This window comes from Solirubrobacter ginsenosidimutans, assembly GCF_027587205.1.
In genome coordinates this window covers 1-16153 of sequence record NZ_JAPDOD010000095.1, presented here as the reverse complement: position 1 = coordinate 16153, position 16153 = coordinate 1, and the positions used below count along the sequence as shown (strand labels likewise).

At 68.9% G+C, this 16153-nt stretch carries 17 protein-coding genes and 1 pseudogene; 13 read left to right on the top strand and 5 right to left on the bottom strand.

Annotated features, from left to right (window positions below; translation table 11 throughout):
• Positions 1-181: 181 nt before the first annotated feature.
• On the bottom strand, positions 182-604 hold the full coding sequence (locus tag OM076_RS43610; RefSeq protein ID WP_270046505.1) for a Na-translocating system protein MpsC family protein: 423 nt from the start codon (positions 602-604) through the stop codon (positions 182-184).
• A gap of 114 nt (positions 605-718) precedes the next feature.
• Here OM076_RS43610 and OM076_RS43605 point away from each other — a divergent pair, with 114 nt between their 5' ends.
• The 3 genes from OM076_RS43605 (at position 719) to OM076_RS43595 (ending at position 2774) form a co-directional block, all read left to right on the top strand.
• Entirely contained in the window at positions 719-1081 is a 363-nt protein-coding gene (locus tag OM076_RS43605; protein ID WP_270046504.1) for a Na-translocating system protein MpsC family protein, read from the top strand.
• Positions 1082-1563: 482 nt separating this feature from the next.
• Positions 1564-2376, top strand: coding sequence for a SigB/SigF/SigG family RNA polymerase sigma factor (locus OM076_RS43600; RefSeq protein ID WP_270046503.1), 813 nt, complete (start codon positions 1564-1566; stop codon positions 2374-2376).
• Entirely contained in the window at positions 2373-2774 is a 402-nt protein-coding gene (locus OM076_RS43595; protein WP_270046502.1) for an STAS domain-containing protein, read from the top strand. Before OM076_RS43600 ends, OM076_RS43595 begins: the two co-directional genes overlap by 4 nt.
• A 46-nt stretch (positions 2775-2820) precedes the next feature.
• On the opposite strand, the gene OM076_RS43590 is transcribed toward OM076_RS43595, so the two are convergent.
• Positions 2821-2958 (bottom strand): hypothetical protein, encoded by a 138-nt coding sequence (locus OM076_RS43590; protein WP_270046501.1) that lies wholly within the window; start codon positions 2956-2958, stop codon positions 2821-2823.
• 165 nt (positions 2959-3123) lie between these two features.
• Here OM076_RS43590 and OM076_RS43585 point away from each other — a divergent pair, with 165 nt between their 5' ends.
• The 3 genes and pseudogenes from OM076_RS43585 to OM076_RS47070 all read left to right on the top strand — a co-directional run.
• Positions 3124-3456, top strand: coding sequence for an STAS domain-containing protein (locus OM076_RS43585; RefSeq protein ID WP_270046500.1), 333 nt, complete (start codon positions 3124-3126; stop codon positions 3454-3456).
• Between the two features lie 388 nt (positions 3457-3844).
• On the top strand, positions 3845-4471 hold the full coding sequence (locus tag OM076_RS47170; RefSeq protein ID WP_505017729.1) for an STAS domain-containing protein: 627 nt from the start codon (positions 3845-3847) through the stop codon (positions 4469-4471).
• A gap of 177 nt (positions 4472-4648) precedes the next feature.
• Positions 4649-4843: pseudogene (locus OM076_RS47070) on the top strand (response regulator transcription factor); the annotation flags it as partial.
• A gap of 137 nt (positions 4844-4980) precedes the next feature.
• Here OM076_RS47070 and OM076_RS47145 read toward each other — a convergent pair.
• Together OM076_RS47145 and OM076_RS43570 are read right to left on the bottom strand one after the other, a co-directional pair.
• A complete protein-coding gene (locus OM076_RS47145; RefSeq protein ID WP_443732135.1) occupies positions 4981-5313 on the bottom strand; it encodes a NucA/NucB deoxyribonuclease domain-containing protein in 333 nt (110 codons plus the stop codon).
• Positions 5314-5572: 259 nt separating this feature from the next.
• The gene (locus OM076_RS43570; RefSeq protein WP_270046498.1) at positions 5573-7639 is read right to left on the bottom strand and encodes a SpoIIE family protein phosphatase; all 2067 of its coding nucleotides are present in this window, start codon (positions 7637-7639) and stop codon (positions 5573-5575) included.
• A gap of 361 nt (positions 7640-8000) precedes the next feature.
• Between OM076_RS43570 and OM076_RS43565 the strand changes: the two genes are divergently transcribed.
• The 4 genes from OM076_RS43565 (at position 8001) to OM076_RS43550 (ending at position 9450) form a co-directional block, all read left to right on the top strand.
• Positions 8001-8588 (top strand): hypothetical protein, encoded by a 588-nt coding sequence (locus tag OM076_RS43565; RefSeq protein WP_270046497.1) that lies wholly within the window; start codon positions 8001-8003, stop codon positions 8586-8588.
• Positions 8589-8614: 26 nt separating this feature from the next.
• Entirely contained in the window at positions 8615-8809 is a 195-nt protein-coding gene (locus OM076_RS43560; protein WP_270046496.1) for a hypothetical protein, read from the top strand.
• Between the two features lie 302 nt (positions 8810-9111).
• Positions 9112-9297: an STAS domain-containing protein gene (locus OM076_RS43555; protein WP_270046495.1), complete on the top strand. Its 186-nt coding sequence runs from the start codon at positions 9112-9114 to the stop codon at positions 9295-9297.
• A 9-nt stretch (positions 9298-9306) separates the two neighbouring features.
• Positions 9307-9450 (top strand): STAS domain-containing protein, encoded by a 144-nt coding sequence (locus tag OM076_RS43550; protein ID WP_270046494.1) that lies wholly within the window; start codon positions 9307-9309, stop codon positions 9448-9450.
• Positions 9451-9631: 181 nt separating this feature from the next.
• On the opposite strand, the gene OM076_RS43545 is transcribed toward OM076_RS43550, so the two are convergent.
• Positions 9632-12211, bottom strand: coding sequence for a sensor histidine kinase (locus OM076_RS43545; RefSeq protein WP_270046506.1), 2580 nt, complete (start codon positions 12209-12211; stop codon positions 9632-9634).
• A 645-nt stretch (positions 12212-12856) separates the two neighbouring features.
• On the opposite strand from OM076_RS43545, the gene OM076_RS43540 reads away from it, so the two are divergent.
• The 3 genes from OM076_RS43540 (at position 12857) to OM076_RS43530 (ending at position 15810) form a co-directional block, all read left to right on the top strand.
• Positions 12857-13024: a hypothetical protein gene (locus OM076_RS43540; protein ID WP_270046493.1), complete on the top strand. Its 168-nt coding sequence runs from the start codon at positions 12857-12859 to the stop codon at positions 13022-13024.
• 415 nt (positions 13025-13439) lie between these two features.
• Positions 13440-14597: a GGDEF domain-containing protein gene (locus OM076_RS43535; protein WP_270046492.1), complete on the top strand. Its 1158-nt coding sequence runs from the start codon at positions 13440-13442 to the stop codon at positions 14595-14597.
• Positions 14598-15006: 409 nt separating this feature from the next.
• Positions 15007-15810 (top strand): class I SAM-dependent methyltransferase, encoded by an 804-nt coding sequence (locus OM076_RS43530; protein WP_270046491.1) that lies wholly within the window; start codon positions 15007-15009, stop codon positions 15808-15810.
• Positions 15811-16153 lie beyond the last annotated feature (343 nt).

Genomic DNA, 16153 nt, shown 5'->3' with positions numbered 1-16153 from the left:
GTCGCGATCCGGCACCATCAGGGTCCGGTCGAGCCGCCGCTCGAGGCCATGCCATGTCCTGCGGCGGTAGCGCCGGCGCCCGCGCGAGGCTCCTTCCGCGGCGTCGATGTCTGCTTTAAAGCCTGCGCCGCGCCATATTGGAGCGCGAGCGCCATTGCACTCAGCGCTCACCGAAGCAGTGTCAGGACGTCTCGCGCGATGTTGCGCCGGCAGGGAGCTCGTGCTCTTCCAAGAGGTCCGTGGGGCTGAGGACGAAGACCTCGCAGATCATGTCGGGGCTCTGTTGGTTGCCGCTCATAAAGCCGATCACAGGCCGACCGGTGGCGTGCTCGATAACGGCGGTAAAGCGGTCGCGCATGACCTCCTGAAACGCCATCCGCTGTTCGATCACGGCCTGGCCGCGCCCGCCGTCGAGCAGCGTCTGCTCCACGCGCGTGAAGCCGCCGCGCAGCACGCAGACGACGAGATCGTCGTGGTAGTAGGTCTTGGCCTGGCTCGGGCCGCGCCCGTAGTACTCCTTCAACAACGCGACCATGCCCTCAGAGACCGCGGTCAGCACGTCGCCGTGGGTGCCGTGCAGGCTGTGCGTGTCACCGTCCGCCATGGGCCGAGCGTAACCCGCTCGAGGTCTAGGGTGAAGACCACGATCGTTCGGGGGGTTTCGCCCTTCACCTCGCGCGCGCCAACTTGACGGAGAGCGAGAGAGGCCGATCGCCCGATGGCGACCCCGCCCGAACCGCTCGACAACGACGCCCTACTGAGCGCGGTGACCGACGCGATGGTCGAGATGCATGAGCGCTACTACCACCGTCCTCCTGGCTCGGCGAAGAGCCAGTTCATGGGCGATGACCTGATCGCCTGCGTGCTCGGCAACGTCTACACCGACGTCGAGAAGACGCTGATCGAACTGCAGCGCGCCCCGGTCGTGACCGAGAACCGCAGCGCCTTTCAACTCGCGATGGGCGACCGCTTCGTGGCCGCCATCGAAGCCACCACCCGACGGCGCGTCGTGGACTTCATCTCCAGCCATCACGTCGGGCCCGACCTGGAGATCGAGCTGTTCTTCCTCGACGAGTCCTAGCCCTACCGGCGGGCGGACAGCGCCGTCAACGCGCACTGACGAAGGTGTTCGTTTTCGATCCTGAGCGTGGCGTTGTCGATGGCGAGCGAGTTCGCACCCCGACGCAGGACCGCCACGGTGTCCCGCAGGGCCTGAAGCTCGTGCGACATACGCCAGCACGATTCGCTCGCCCGAAAGCAGCTCGCGATCGGCGGCAGCCACAGCCCGTTCGCAACTCCGGGCCGAGCTGCTTCGTTTGGGGATCATCCTGCGCATATCCGGCGGGACCATGGCTTCCTCGCTACCCGGCTGAGCGTTTCAAGCGCGAGCAACCGGACCGCGACGACCGATTTCGTACACGCGCATGCGTGTCCTTCACGCTTGTCGGCATAGAATCATTCGCGAGGGCATCGCACGAGCGAGCTCGGTGACTGTCCGGGATTGCCGTCTGACCTCTGAATCGGCTTTCAAGCGGTTTCGGAGGTTGCGGCGTGACGAGCGCGATGACAGAGCCCCGCTGGGGCGTGCGGCGCGACGCGTGGTACCAGACCCGGCGAGCCCACGAGCGGCGTCTGTTCGCGCGCTATACGACCGAGCGAAGCCCCGCGGCGCGCGACGCGATCATGGAGCAGTTCCTGCCGCTCGCTCGCAAGCTCGCCAGGCGCTACGCCAACGTCGAGGAGATCGAGGATCTCGAGCAGGTCGCGGCGCTCGGCCTGATCAAGGCGATCGAGCGCTTCGACCCCGAGCGCGGACTGGCGTTCTCATCGTTTGCGTTCCCGACCATCCTGGGCGAGCTCAAGCGCTACCTGCGCGATCACGGCTGGTCTGTCCGTCCACCGCGCGACGCCCAGGAGCTCGCCGCCCGCCTCGACCACCACACCCAGACCTTGGTCACCGAGCTCGGCCGCTCCCCCACCGTCGCCGAGCTTGCGCAGCGCACCCACAGCAGCGTCGAAGACATCCTCGAAGCGCTGCAGACGGCGGGCGCACGTCACGCCGTCTCGCTCGATCAACCCCGCCACGACGCTGACGATCCAGCCGGCCGCGGCTTGGAGATCCCGATCCAGGACGACGGCTTTGTCGATGTCGAGAACGACGTGCTGGTCAACGACCTCCTGCGGGCCCTCGATCCGCGTGACCGCCTGATCGTGAACCTGCGCTTCCGCAAGGACCTTACGCAACGCGAGATCGGCGAGATCGTCGGCATCTCACAGATGCACGTCTCGCGCCTCCTGCGCACCGCACTCAAACGGCTGCAGGACGAGGCTCCTTCCGTGATCGCGCCCGAACCGATCGATCGAGTGAAGCCATGAGCGACCCTGCCGCCCCGTTGCCGCGCCCACGGATCGCTCCAGCCGCTGACGAGTTCCTCGAGCCAGGGTTTGCCTGTCCCGTTCACGACCGCGGCGACACGGTCGTGCTCGCGCCGAGCGGGGAGCTCGACGCCGCCACGGTTGGGCAGCTTGAGCACGCCATCGCCGCAGCCCTGGACAAACGCAGCGAGAACCTAACCGTCGACCTGCGCGCCCTGAGTTTCATCGACTCGAGCGGCGTCCGCGCGCTCCTGCGGCTCACGACGCAGATCGGACACGGCGCACGGCTACGGCTCGTGCCCGGACCTCCCCAGGTCCAACGCGTCTTCGAACTCACCGGCCTGACCGCCGCGCTGCCGTTCACCGGTCAACAAGCGGCGCGGTCGGTCCCGCGCTAGAAGGCCTCGAATCAACCCACCGCGCAGCGTCCGGGAAGTTACGCGACTACTCGTCCTGCTTCGATTGTTGCTTGGAATCGGGCGCCTTCCTCGGCTGGCCGGCCACGGTCTCTGTGTCCTGCTCGCCGGGCTTCGGGGCCTTCTCGTCGGCCTTGTCGGGCCGGTCCTGCGTGGATTCGCTCACGGCGATCTCCTCGGTTCTGGGGGCACCGGTACTACCCCCCCGACGCGGCGGCCATGCTTGTCCATCGAGACCACGAGCGGCGGTCGTGCTGTCGGCGAGTGTGCGACAACGACGCCCGAAACAGGTCGCGGCGCTTTCGACCGAACATCCGCGCATCCTTGGGCAGTGAACGGCATCTCACTAGGTGCGACGATCCGCCTGCTGCCAGCCGGCGAACTCGACCTCGCCACCGCACCCGATCTCGACCGCGCACTTCGCGCCGCCCAGCAACGCGCATCCGACGTGACCTTGGACTTGCGTGATCTGGGTTTCATGGACTGCAGCAGCCTCGTCCTACTGACCGCCGCCTGCGACCGCGCGCGGCGAAGCGGCGGCGCGTTCCATATCCGACGCGGGGCCGCACCGATCATCGATCGGCTCTTCACACTCACCGGTATCGACGGCCTACTTCAGCCGCCCGCGCCTCGCCCCGACCCGAGGTCTCCGCCCACGTCCTGAAGCTCGACATGGCGCGATTTCGAGCAACCTCGGTCGGTCTGCGCGCGGCTCGGGTGTGCCGTCCTTTGGGCGGGCGTGCGCGTGTCGGCGACGACGCAGTGGTCAGCTGCTGAGAGGGGACCTGATCGCAGTGGGCGTTGATAGGTATGCAGGCCGCCGACACGCTGGCGCAGACGCGTCGTCTCCCAGTAGACGGTCACGCCAAACCGAACGTGGCCCGCCGGCGGTCGCGTCGTCCCGCTCAGGCCCGGTTCGCGACGGCTCGCAACGCGTTGAGCGGAGCCGGCGCACCTCGACTGCCGTTTCGGGGGTCCGGACTCCCGTGGCATCGCGACGAACCGTCACGGTCCACTGACGGCACGATCGATCACACGATCTGGGACGTGACGTGCCAGTGAGCGGGGAAGTTGGCGCCCGCGCATTGCGGTCAACGGGCGCCCGCGAGGGTAAGACAACATCAAGAGGGCTCCGTGCTGAGGTCCGCAGGCTGCGCGTCGCGCGAAGGCTCTGGGCAGCGGCACCTGACTTCTGGTTCGTTGACTCTACGACCGGAAGGCAGCACGTGTCCTTTCCTCGAAACCACTGCTCGGCTCGGTCGCGGACCGAGCAGCAGCATCGGCTCTCGTGTCGGCGCTCGACCGTCGACGGCGCCGTGCAAATCGTGGTGAGCGGCGAACTGGACGTCGCCACCGTCTCGCAACTGGATGGTGCCCTGCGGCTGGCGTGGGCCTCGGCGGACGCGATCGTGCTCGATATGCGCAAGCTGACGTTCATCGACTTCATTGGCGCGAACCTGATCATCGCCGCCGCGAGCCGTATTGAACGCTCGGGCGGCCACCTGACGATCGTGAGCGGCTCGGCCGAACTCGCTTGGCTCCTCGAGCTCTACGGCGTGGATCGACTGCTCGAGCTCTCCGACACCCCACCCCGTCGGGCTGCCACTGCAGCGGGCGGCGGCCGTGTCACCGCTGGCAACCGCGGCCCGCAGACGACTGTCGCCGCATCGACCCGGTAAGGACGAAACCGGTCGCGCGCACAGCGCATCGAGTCATGCCCACGCTCTCGGCACCCCGCGGCACAGCGACCGCCCCACGACACGAGGCCCTCGAGACGTTCGCGCGCGCCCACGCTCATCTCGGATTCGATCGCCCCGATTGGTGCGTGCCACGGCGCTCCGCGGTGCTGTCGGTGCGAGCAGGAGGTCACCCGGCTCGTGCTCCAAGGCGAGTCCACCCCGGCCATTGCCGATCGCCTCGTCGTGTCTCCCCACACCGTCCAACAGCACCTCAAGAGCATCTTCGAGAAGACCGGGGTGCGCAGCCGCCGCGAGCTCGTGGGCAAGGTCTTCTTCTCCTACTACGAACCACGGCTGCACGACAACGAGTGACGCGTACCGCAGCAAAAACCCCTGCGCGGCGGACCGATGGGGTCCTCGTAGTTCATCGGCACGAGCCTAGGTCGAGATTGAGGAGCAGGCCCAAGGCCGGCGCTCAGGCTGTGGCAGGGTGGTCCTGGTTGCCTCGGTCATGGTGCGACGGTGACCCAATATGCATCGCCTTCAGGACCCGCTCGGTGGTGTTGAAGCCGGCGAAGAGACCGCCCTCGATGTCCTGTTCGCCCTTGGGGACGTTGGCGGTGACTCGCGCCCGCGCCGCCCTGGCGGGTACTCGCGAAGGGGTATTCGTCGCAGGAGCCGTCGGGTCGGGCGCGTCGGTATTCGCGCACGACTGAAACGTGGACACGCGATCCGGCGGTTGTCGCGGGTGCGGCGCGGGTCGCGGTTGACGGGGCGCCCGCCGGCGCGTGCGCCGGGCTTGCCGGCGGCCTGGGCGGCGAGGATGTGTGCGCCGATCTCAGGCGTGGCCTTCTGAGTCGGGGTGGGGTGGTAGGTCATCGAGGGCGTGAAGTCCGCCAGACGCACCCCTGGCTGCCCGTGGTCTCGTTGTCGCAGCGGGACGTGGGGTGGAGGCCACCAGCAGCGGGTGGGCTGAGGCCGCCGGCGAAAGCGCGTGGGCGCAGCTCCGACCAAGGTTGCATCACGTCTCGGGCCACCCGTGTTGGCCTAGCGGTTCGACACCCAGATGTCCCCCGCTCTACGTCGGTCGGACCGGGTGGCTCACTCTGGTGCGGTGGCGGTGACACGGAGGATGAGGATCGCCGCGTCGTCTCGCAGTGGCGCTGCGGCGTGCGCAAGGGCCGCCTCGATCAGCCCCTCGGCGAGCCGGGGTGGCGCTTGGTCAGCCAGGCTGCGAAGTGCTGTCTTCACTCCCGCGATGTCAAACAGCACGCCTGAGGACCGAGCCTCGGTGAGCCCGTCGGTGTACAGCACGAGCACGTCGCCGGCACCCATTCGCTCATCGGCGACGCGGAGTTCCTCGACGGCGAAGTCCGTGACACCGAGGAGCTGCCCCCGGGCCGTCGATTCCTCGAACGTGCCGTCGTGGCGCTGGATGATGACGGGGGGATGACCGCCGGACGCGATGCGCAGGTTCAGCCCGTTGCGCTCAGGGTCAACGGTCATTCGCATGAAGACAGCGGTAGTGAAGCGGCCCGTGTCTGAGCGCAGCAGGGCCTGGTTGAGGGCGCCGATGACCGTCGCGGGATCGGAGTCGAACATCGCGGCGGTGCGAACGGTGTGGCGGGTGAGCGCGGTCTGGGAAGCGGCCTCAGGTCCGCTGCCACAGACGTCGCCCATGACGATGCCCCACACGTTCTCACCGATGGCGAAGACGTCATAGAAGTCGCCGCCGACCAGTTCGGTGCCCGCGTGATAGTGGGCCCCGAGCTCGAGCCCCGGGATCTGCGGCAGGCTAGGTGGCAGCAGGCTTTGCTGTAGCGCGATCGCGACCTGATCGCGCTGGCGCAGCGCTACCTCGCGCGCTGCTGTCTCCCGTCGCGCGTCCTCCAGCAGCCCGGCGTTTACGATCGCGACACCCGCCGTGGCGGCGATGCTCAACGCCGCGGCTTCGGCCTCCGCGTCGAAGACAGCGACCTCTGGGTGGCCGAAACACAAGCCGCCGGCAATCGTGCCGTCGGCGGTTTGGACCGGTAGGGCCAGATAGCTGCGAATCGGTGGGTGGCCCTCGGGCAGCGTGAACTGCCGTGCCACGCTCGCGATTTCCGGGTGCTCGGCGAGATCGTCGCAGCAGATGACGGTGGTCTGGGCATAGGTTGCGTCGAACACGCCGACCGCGGCACCGGTGAGCTCGGTTACCGCATCGGTCGCGTTCTGCAGGATCACGTCCAGATCGAGCTGTGCCACGATTTCGCGGCCGACCCGCTCAAGGGCCGCGCTGCGCCGGCGTTGTCGCTCGGCCTCTCGACGAGCGGCGCGTTCGGACTGCTCGAGCAACTGCTGTGCGCGGCGACGCTCGGTCAGGTCGCGCGTGACCTTCGCGAAGCCGACGAGGGTGCCGCGCGCGTCGCGCAACGCGGTGATGACGACGTTTGCCCAGAACAGCGTGCCATCCTTGCGCACGCGCCAGCCTTCCTCCTCGAACCGGCCCTCGCGAGTCGCCACCTCCAGCTCGTAGTCGGGGTGCCGGCTGACGCGGGCGGGTTCGGTGTAGAACAACTCGAAGTGCCGGCCGATCACATCGGCGGCCGTGTACCCCTTGATGTTCTGTGCACCGGCGTTCCATGTCCGGATGTGGCCGGAGACGTCGAGGACGAAGATCGCGTAGTCGCGCACACTCTCCACCAGCAGGCGGAACTGCTCGAGCTCGGCGTTGGCGACCCGCAACTCGGCGGCCGCGGTCCGCAGCTGCTCGGTGGCGAGCTGACGGCTGGTGAGGTCGCGCGTGACCTTGCCGAATCCGACGAGCGAGCCGTGTTCGTCCCGTAGCGCGGTAATGACGACATTGGCCCAGAAGCGACTCCCGTCCTTGCGGACCCGCCACCCCTCGGCCTCGTGTCGCCCCGTGGTCCGCGCCGCGTCCAAGATCGCCTGCGGCAGGTCGGCGGCCACGTCCTCGGGCGGATAGAAGGTTGAGAAGTGGTGCCCAAGGATCTCCTCGGCGGCGTAGCCCTTCAATCGCCGCGCGCCGTCATTCCACGTCACCACGTGACCGGATAGATCAAGCAGGAAGATCGCGTAGTCCGGCTGGGACTCGACCAGCAACCGGAGATGCTCGGCCGCGTCGGTCGTGTCGACCGACACACTCCCGCTTTCCCCTTGACCCATGCTGCTGACCCTATCGTCAACACGTCAACGATCCCTCCGGATCTGCGGCATCGCGCGCTGCTGCTGTAACGCACTGGATAGCCGGCCGGCGTAGGAGTTGCCGCCGCGGGTTTCGCGATCGCACGGCTGCTCGGCGCCTACAACGCCACGCCGGCACGCATGGGGCGAGCAGGGCACCTGGATCGGCCTGAACGACAACGGCAGTCGCACTTCGCGCACAGTGAGAGAGCCTCGCGGCGGCCAGGACTCACTTCGGTCGCGAGACCTGGGGCTCGGGACTGGCGCCGGTCGTCTCGATCAGGATCGACCGCGGTGCGTCCGCGCGGTTTCATTGCCTCGCGGACGTGGGGAGTGTGCAGCTATGCCCTCCCCGATTCCTGCCCCGCCCGTCATCCTCAGCAAGGTCGGTCGTGCCGCGCATGACATCGGACTCGCCGGGCTGCTCGGTGGGAACCTCTTCGGCCGCCTCGCGATGCACCCGAGCGTGACCGAGATCTCCGACGAGGCCGAGCGCGGCAAGCTCGTCAACGCCGCCTGGCGTCGCTACGGCGCCGTCAACTCGGTCTCATTGGCCGCGGTGGCGGCGGGGTGGACCGGTGCGCGAATGCGCGAGTCGGCCAACGGCAAGCTCTCCGGTGACGAGCGACGGCTCGCCTACACCAAGGATGCGCTCGTCGGACTCGTCGCCGCGACCGGCCTGGCCACGGCTGCCGAGGGCATGCGCTTCGCCCGGATGGCCCCGGGCGGTGCGGTCCCGCTGCGCGACGGCGACCACGCCGCGCCGGCCGCGAGCGAGAACGCCCGGCGCTCCAAGCGCCGCGTGAACGCACTCAGTACCGCGAACCTGCTCACCGAGCTCGCGCTGGTCGCCGTCAACTCGGCGCTCGCGCAGGAAGGGTTCCGCCGGCCTCCCGCGCGGCGCCTGATCCCGCGTTGGGGGCGGCTCTAGGACCGTCCACGCGGCGAGCGCGGCGGATGGCGATCGCACAGCTGTTGCTCGGCCTCGTGCTGGTGTTCGCGGGAGCCGGCATGATCCTCGCGCGACGAGTGATCGGGGCGCGCAACGCGCGCGCCGGCGGTTGGAAGACTGCCACGCCCGTGCTCTGGGTGTTCCTCGGCGTGCTGCTGGTGATGAACGGTGCCCTCCAGATCACGTTGTCAGCGGTGTAAGGCCCGCGTGTACAGCATCGCTGGGTTCCGAGCTGGTGCTTGAGGCGTCGGGTCGAGCGTCGTCGCGACACCTCTCGGGCTGGTCGACCACTGCCGGCCGACCGCATGTGTGACAGAACGTGCCCAGGTTCTCTGTGGCTGAGCGCTGCGCGGATGTGTGGACCGAGAACTTGGGCGTCGCGACGCCCTGCACACGCGAGCGGAAAGCGAAGCGTTCGCGGGCGACATCACGCGCTCACCTGGGTGGCAACCCCGCTGACACCGTCTGGTTGGTCGATCTCCGCCGCGGGCAGGCCCCTGGCATGCGAGACGACGCCACTCAGGAATCCACCGGTAATTTCACCCTGCAGTCAACGGTCCGCGACGCCTCGCTCGAGCTCGTCGTTGCGGGTGAGCTCGACATGGCGGCGGCCTTCAGCTTCGAGTCCAAGGTCGACGCGCACCTCACTGCAGGCGGGGTGGAGGCAGTCGTCCTGGATCTCGCCTAGGTGGAGTTCGTGGACTCCGCCGGGCTGGGCGCCCTGCTCTCGCTCCGCGACGAGGCGCGCCAGCGCGGCATCGAACTTCATCTCGCGCGGGTCTCAGGTCCCATCCGCAAGCTCCTGGATCTGACCGGCATCGGCGACATCCCGGGCGAGTGACCCGCCCGGCCTCCAGATGCCGATCGCTCGCAACGCCGCGGAGCCCTCGTCGAGCGTGAGATCGGTCTCACCGAGGAGCTGGTGAAAGGACTGACTGCTGACCGCGTATACGTCCGGGTCGGTTCTCGCCGCGACGGCTCACGCGCCGCGTAACCACCTTGGACACTTTCCGAGCGTCACCTCACGCCGCCGTGTGAGGGATCGGAATCTCTGCGGTGATGAGCGTGCCGCCGTCGGCTGGGCTCTCGATCCGGAGTTGTCCGTTGAGTACGGCGAGTCGGTCGGCCAGTCCGAGCAGCCCGGTGCCGTCGGGGCGGGCGCCGCCGACGCCGTCGTCGTGCACTTGTAGTCGCAGGGTGCCGTCCTGGATGCGGGCGGTCACGGTGGCGCTGAGGGCGCGGGCGTGTTTGGCGACGTTGGTGAGCGCCTCGGCGACGACGAAGTACGCGGCCGCCTCGATCGCGGGCGGGAGCCGGCCGACGGAGACGGCGTTCTCGACCGGCATCGGCGCGCGTGCGGCCAGCGTTTGCACGCTTCGGTACAGGCCGTCTTCGGTGAGATCAGTGGGCAGAATGCCGTGTGCCAGTTCGCGCAGCTCGCTCGTCGCCTGTTCGGCCTGTTCGAGCGCCTCGTCTAGCAGGGTGGAAAGCTGCTCCTCGTCCTCGTTCTCACGAGCGCCGCGAGCCATTTTGAGTGTGATGATCGTATGGACCAGTCGTTGTTGCGCGCCGTCGTGCAGGTCGCGCACCACGCGCCGGCGCTCTTCGTCGGCGGCGTGCGCGATGCGCGCTCGTGACGCCGCGAGGTCGGATCGTGCGTCGACGTTTGAGATCGCGGTCGCGACCAGCTCGGTGAACTGCGCGATTCGCGATTCGGCGTCTGCGGGTAGCGGTTTGTGCTCTGCGGTGCCGGCCACCATCGCGCCCCACAGGCGTCCGTCGACGACGACGGGGCCGCCGACCACCGAGTGCATACCGAACCGGCGCCCGCGCTCGGCGAGCGGACCGACGGGGGCGGCGTAGCCATCGATACGGGCAGAGCGTCCAGTTCGCATGACCCGCGCGGCGACGTTGTCGCCCTCCAGCGAGATGCGGGTGCCGAGCGGGATACGCGGGCCGCCCGTGCCGGAGTCGGCGAGCAGCGTGGCGGAGCCGTCGTCCTCGAACCGAAACACGGCGGCCTGGTCGAAGTGCAGCACCCGGCCCGCCTCCTCGGCGACGGCCGCGAAAACGTCGTGCGGCACTGCCTCGCGCGCGACTAGTGTCGCCACGCGCCGCAACGCGGTCTGCTCATCGACGAGCCGCCCGACCTCCGTCCGCGACTCGGTGTTGGCGATCGCGGTCGCCACCAGCTCCGTGAACGAACCGAGGCGCATCTCGGTGTCGGGCGGTAGCGCCGACTCCTGGCCTGAGCCGACGGAGATCAAGCCCCAAAGGCGGTCCTCGACGATGATCGGCGTTCCGACGGCCGAGCGGATGCCCTCCTGGCGCATGTCCTCAGCGAGGGGGCCGGTTGCCTCGGCGTAGTTGTCGAGTCGGGCCGGACGTCCGGTCTCGGACAGGAGCGTGGCGAGGTTGCTCTGCCCCGCAATGGGCCATCGGCTGCCGACAGGGAAACGGTTCCCTGCGCCGGCGACCAGCGTGACCGTGTCGTCGGACTCGTAGCGCATGACGCTCGCCAAGTCGGCCGAAAGCAGCAGTGCGACCTCGCTTGCGACCGCCGCGAACACCTCCTCCGGCGGCTCCCCGTGCGCGACCAGCGTCGCGACCCGCCTCAGCGCGGCCTGCTCCTCGGCCAGCCGAGCGAGCCCGGCACGGCTCTCGGCATTCGCGATCGCCGTCCCGACCATCTCGGTGAAATCGGCGAGGCGCGCTTCGGTGTGGGTCGGCAATGACTGCTTCCCGATCGAACCCGCGCCGATGATGCCCCACACTCGGCCCTCCACGATGATCGGCGCCGCCACCGACGAGCCGACACCCCGTCCTCGGGCGCTGTCACCCATCGGGCCTGAAGCGTCGGCATAGCCGTCGATCCGGATCGGACGGCCGGTCTCGAACACGCGCGTGGCGGTGTTCTTGCCGCCGAGGACCATGCTGCTGCCGACGGGAAAGTGGGTCGTGCCGCGGGCGGCGACGGCGGTGGCCGTGTGATTGGGCTCGTAGCGGGCCAGGCCGGCGTAGTCGACCGGAAACAGCTGCATGACTTCGTCGACGACTGCAGCGAACACGTCCTCGGGCTGCGCGCCGTGCGCCACCAGCGTCGCGACCCGCCGCAGCGCTGCCTGCTCCTCAGCCAGCCGGGCGAGGGCGGCCCGGCTCTCGGTGTTGGAGATCGCCATTGCCACGAGCTCGGTGAACGACGCCAGACGTTCCTCCGTGTCTGGAGGCAGCAGCTGCTGCACGAGCGAGCCGGCGGCGATCACCCCCCAGAGACGATCTTGCACCACGATCGGCGCGCCGAGCGACGAATTGATGCCCGCTTGGCGGGCCGTCACACCGATTGGACCGGAGGAGCTCTCCACGTAGTGGTCGATCCGCGCGGAACGGCCGGTCTCGAACACGATCGTCCCGATGTTGCCGCCCCCGAGCTTGCGGCGGCTCCCAACCGGAAAGTGCTCGTGCGCCGTTCCCCAGTTCGCGACCCAGGTGAGCATGCCGTCGGCGTCGTAGCGGCAGATGCTGGCGAGGTCGACCGCGAACAGCTGTCCGATCTCCTCGAGTACCGCGGCGAACAACTCCGCTTGCCGCGTTCCGCGCGCCACCAGCGTGGCGACCCGCCGCAGCGCCGCCTGCTCCTCAGCCAGCCCGCGCAGCGCCGCGCCGCTCAACGCCGATCACCCCGCGGGCCCGGCTCCGCGAACCGGCCGGCGAACTCGAACGACCCCGGACACCCCCGGACCGCCGCGATCTGCCCGGCCTGCAGTAGACGCGCTCGAACCAGCTCGGATCGCCGCACCAGATCGTGTCCTTCGTCCCCGTGAACCTTCCCCTCCACCATGAGGGGATCATCCCTTGCTGCCGCACTCTTGGGAAGCTGAGCTGGAACTAGACGGATCAGGCCCATCGCACGCCCTCGGCGCCGGGGAGCGGCTTCCTCCGATCAGCTCTGGTGCACGGCGCCAGGTCGCCGCGTTGCTCGCCGCGGCCAACACCTCAAGCCGGGTCAGGGCTGATCTCCCGCGACCATCAAGATGCAGCAGGAGGCGACTCCGCCCCCAGCGCACTCGTGCGAACTGCCGGGACTGACGCGCGCGTGGTAGTAGGTGCTGAGCGGCAGTACACGCCCAAACGTGTCACCTCGCGTGCGGTCCGCGAGACGATTGCGCTGTGGGGGTAGAGAAAGGACATGGACGGATTCGACGCCGCAGTTGGCGACGCCGGGTGACACCTCTCGCGAGGAGCATCTGATGGCAGCAGGACGTACGGGTGGCAACACGGGCGGGATCGGTCTCGGCGGCATCTTGGTGATCGTCGGGATCGTGCTGATGATCGTGTGGAGCTTCTGGATCGGGTTGATCATCGCGCTGGTTGGCCTCGTGGCCTTCGGCGGGGTCGCCAAAGGCAAGTGGTACTGACCGGCCGGCGCTGAGTCGCGCGGCGGGCTACGCGTTCGCCCGTCGGCGAGCGGCTCACGCGGACCACTGCTTGCTTCGGCTGCACCGAGGACGACGACGCTCTCCGGGAGCGGCCGCGGAGTGAACCTCATCGCGCTGATGGGTCACTCGCGCGGGCCGAGGGCGGCCCCGTTGGCTCCGCGCTGGCGCGACCGGATGACGGAGCGCTCGTACCTGTCGGGGCGTCACCGTCTATTGAGGCTGTCGATCCCGCGCGCCCGTTCAGCCTTCGCGCGCCGCGGCCGCCCGCTCGCGCCATCGCTGGAATCGGCCGGCCTCGGATTGTTGGTGCTCCGCCATGCGGGGCCTCCGGTGCTCGGGCCTCTAACGCTTCGCCGATGGCGGGGTGCAGTCGAGCCAGCGCTACAGGTGATCGTTGGCGGCGGCGAGGACGGCCGCAGCGACGAGGCGATCGCGAGTCAGACCGGAGGAACCGGTTGCGCTTTCGAGGCGTTGCGGTTCTGCGCGCAAGGTGCCGATCACCCGGGGAATCATGACGGCGAGTTCGGCGACACGGGTCGTGCACGGTTTGGAGGCGATCATCGACGCGGCAGCGGGTGTGCTGTCGCAGAAGTCGTTGACCGCGACGCTGGACGGGATGGTCCGGGAGCTTCGGCCGATCGTTCCGTTCACCAGCCTCGCGGTCTATGAGGCCGACCACACGGCACGTGTGCTTGTACCGGTCTACGCCGTCGGTCGCTGGGTCGAAGAGACGCTGGCGCATCGGCCAGGGTTCGACTCCAGCCTGGCCGGGGCCGTGGTGCAGTCAGGCGAGCTGCAGCACCTCGATTCCTGGGACACGCGCCTGAAGCTCTACACGATCCCCGAGACCTCCGACGACGAGCATGAAGCGATCATCATCGCGCCGCTGATCGCCGAGGAGGTCGTGATCGGGACACTGACCGTGTGGCGTGAAGATCCGGGCAGCGCAGTGTCCTTCTCGGGCGAGGAAGCACGGTTGATCCGTCGCTTCGCGACGCTGGCCGCGTTGGCCTACGCAAACGCCCGCCAGCGCGAGCAGTTGCTCGAACAGGCGCTCACCGACGCGTTGACGGGGCTGCCCAATCGCCGTGTCTTCCACGAGCGCCTCGACGCAGAACTCGCGCGCGGGCGCCGCGAGCGACGGCCCGTTTCGCTGGTGCTCTTCGACGTCGACGACTTCAAGGCCGTCAACGACCACCACGGGCACCCCGCCGGCGACGACGTGCTGCGCGGCTTCGCGCGCGTGCTCTCCGGCCAAGCCCGCCGCTCGGACACCGTCTGCCGCGTCGGCGGCGAGGAATTCGCCGCCATCCTCAGCGGCGCCGGCCCTGACGAAGCCGCCGAGTACACCCGGCGCGCCCTCACCGTCACGCGCGACACGCCACTCGGACCGCGACGGATCACCGCGTCGGCCGGCATCGCCACCGCAGACGACGGCACCTGCGCCGCTGAGGAACTCTTCCGACGCGCCGACGAGCATCTCCTCAACGCCAAACGACAGGGCAAAGACCAAGCCGCCGGGGCCGCTCGCCGGATTTCCAGCGGATGCTGACACGGCGCGGCCCGAAGATCCGCGGGGCAGGGAGCCACCTCCCGCGCTACCTCTTCTGCTGCCGATGCGGAAGCGCGACGACCCGGTCGTGCGGCGCCGCGGCGCGCTACCCCGCGGCGGATGGACCGGCGTAGCCCGGCCCACCCATCTCGCCCGCTCGGCCCTACTGCAGTTCAAAACCCTGCTGGCGCAGTTGCTGGTCCCACGCGCGCGCGGGCCTCTGCGTCGGTCAGACCGGTCGCCATCGCGATCTGCGTGCCGTGCGCGGCCAGGACTTCGTGCCGATACGGTCACCCGAAGGGTCCGTCGCCGACGCGGTCACGGTTCTCGAGCGGGGACGCGCGCGCGTGCTGGGCGACCACAAACGGTGGCCTTGCCCGGGCAGTGGTCGGCGCGGTACGTTCGTGGCGTGGAGCCGTATGCGATCCACGATGCGCCCGGAGGTTATGAGCGGCTGGGCGTGCTCGCTCGGACGTGGCGGGCCGACACGGTCGGGCTGCTCGAACGAGCCGGTGTGGGTCGCGGAATGCGCTGTCTGGATCTCGGCTGCGGTGCCGGTGCGGTCACGCTCGAACTGGCGCGGATCGTGGGGCCGGAGGGTCATGTGACCGGCATCGACGCCGATGAGCGCGTGCTCGGCCTTGCTCGCGCGGAAGTGGCGAGCCAACGGCTTACTCACGTCGCGTTCCGGGTTGCCGATGTCTTCGATACCGGAGACATCTCGGCGTTTGACGTGGTGTATTGCCGGCTGCTGCTGCATCACGTGAGCCGTCCGGTCGAACTCTTGCGACGGATGTGGGCGGCGGTCGCGCCTGGGGGAACGATCGTCGTCCAGGATGCTGACTTCGACGGCCTCTTCTGCGACCCGCCGAACGACGGGTTCGAGTTCTACCGGCAGATGTACCCACGCATCGTCGCCCGGCGCGGCGGCGATGCGACCGCCGGCCGCAAACTTCACCGCTACTTCGGCGAAGCAGGCATCCCGGCTCCGCAGATGTCGGTCGTTCAGCCCGTCCACGTCGACGGTGAGGCCAAGAGCCTCGCGCTCTGGACCCTCGAGGCGACTTCCGAAGCATGCCGCGCCGAGGGCCTGGCTTCGGCGCAAGATATCGCCGCGGCGGTTCACAGCCTCGCCGCGTTCACCGCACAGGCCGGCACGCTGATCAGCCAGCCGCGGCTCTTTCAGCTCTGGAGTCGACGGCTGCCCGCGTGACCTCGACGATGCGGAAAAGATCATGAGACGGCTCTCATGAGTGGCCGAACCGTCGCGTCGTCATCGCCGTAACCCGACACGGCGGCCGAGGCCATTCCGGCCTTTGCCGACGCGGCGCTGATCCGGCCGAAGGAGGACCCATGTCTGCACATGCCCGTCCCGCCGGCTACTGGGAGCGGCGGTGATCCTCGCAGCGCTCGTCCTGGTCGCTCCGGCCTCGGCCCAGCCCTCACGAGGGCAATATCAGGTCCACAACCTGGTCTCCAACGTCGCCGGCGTGGCCGACAACGTCGATCCGAACCTCGTCAACGCGTGGGGGCTGGCCGCCGGCCCGACCTCTCCG

Excerpts from the sequence above, each read along its gene's own strand:
- OM076_RS43610 (WP_270046505.1), bottom strand. The coding sequence starts at position 604 with ATGGCGGACGGTGACACGCACAGCCTGCACGGCACCCACGGCGACGTG.
- OM076_RS43605 (WP_270046504.1), top strand. The coding sequence starts at position 719 with ATGGCGACCCCGCCCGAACCGCTCGACAACGACGCCCTACTGAGCGCG.
- OM076_RS43600 (WP_270046503.1), top strand. The coding sequence starts at position 1,564 with ATGACAGAGCCCCGCTGGGGCGTGCGGCGCGACGCGTGGTACCAGACC.
- OM076_RS43595 (WP_270046502.1), top strand. The coding sequence starts at position 2,373 with ATGAGCGACCCTGCCGCCCCGTTGCCGCGCCCACGGATCGCTCCAGCC.
- OM076_RS43570 (WP_270046498.1), bottom strand. The coding sequence starts at position 7,639 with ATGGGTCAAGGGGAAAGCGGGAGTGTGTCGGTCGACACGACCGACGCG.
- OM076_RS43565 (WP_270046497.1), top strand. The coding sequence starts at position 8,001 with ATGCCCTCCCCGATTCCTGCCCCGCCCGTCATCCTCAGCAAGGTCGGT.
- OM076_RS43560 (WP_270046496.1), top strand. The coding sequence starts at position 8,615 with ATGGCGATCGCACAGCTGTTGCTCGGCCTCGTGCTGGTGTTCGCGGGA.
- OM076_RS43555 (WP_270046495.1), top strand. The coding sequence starts at position 9,112 with ATGCGAGACGACGCCACTCAGGAATCCACCGGTAATTTCACCCTGCAG.
- OM076_RS43540 (WP_270046493.1), top strand. The coding sequence starts at position 12,857 with ATGGCAGCAGGACGTACGGGTGGCAACACGGGCGGGATCGGTCTCGGC.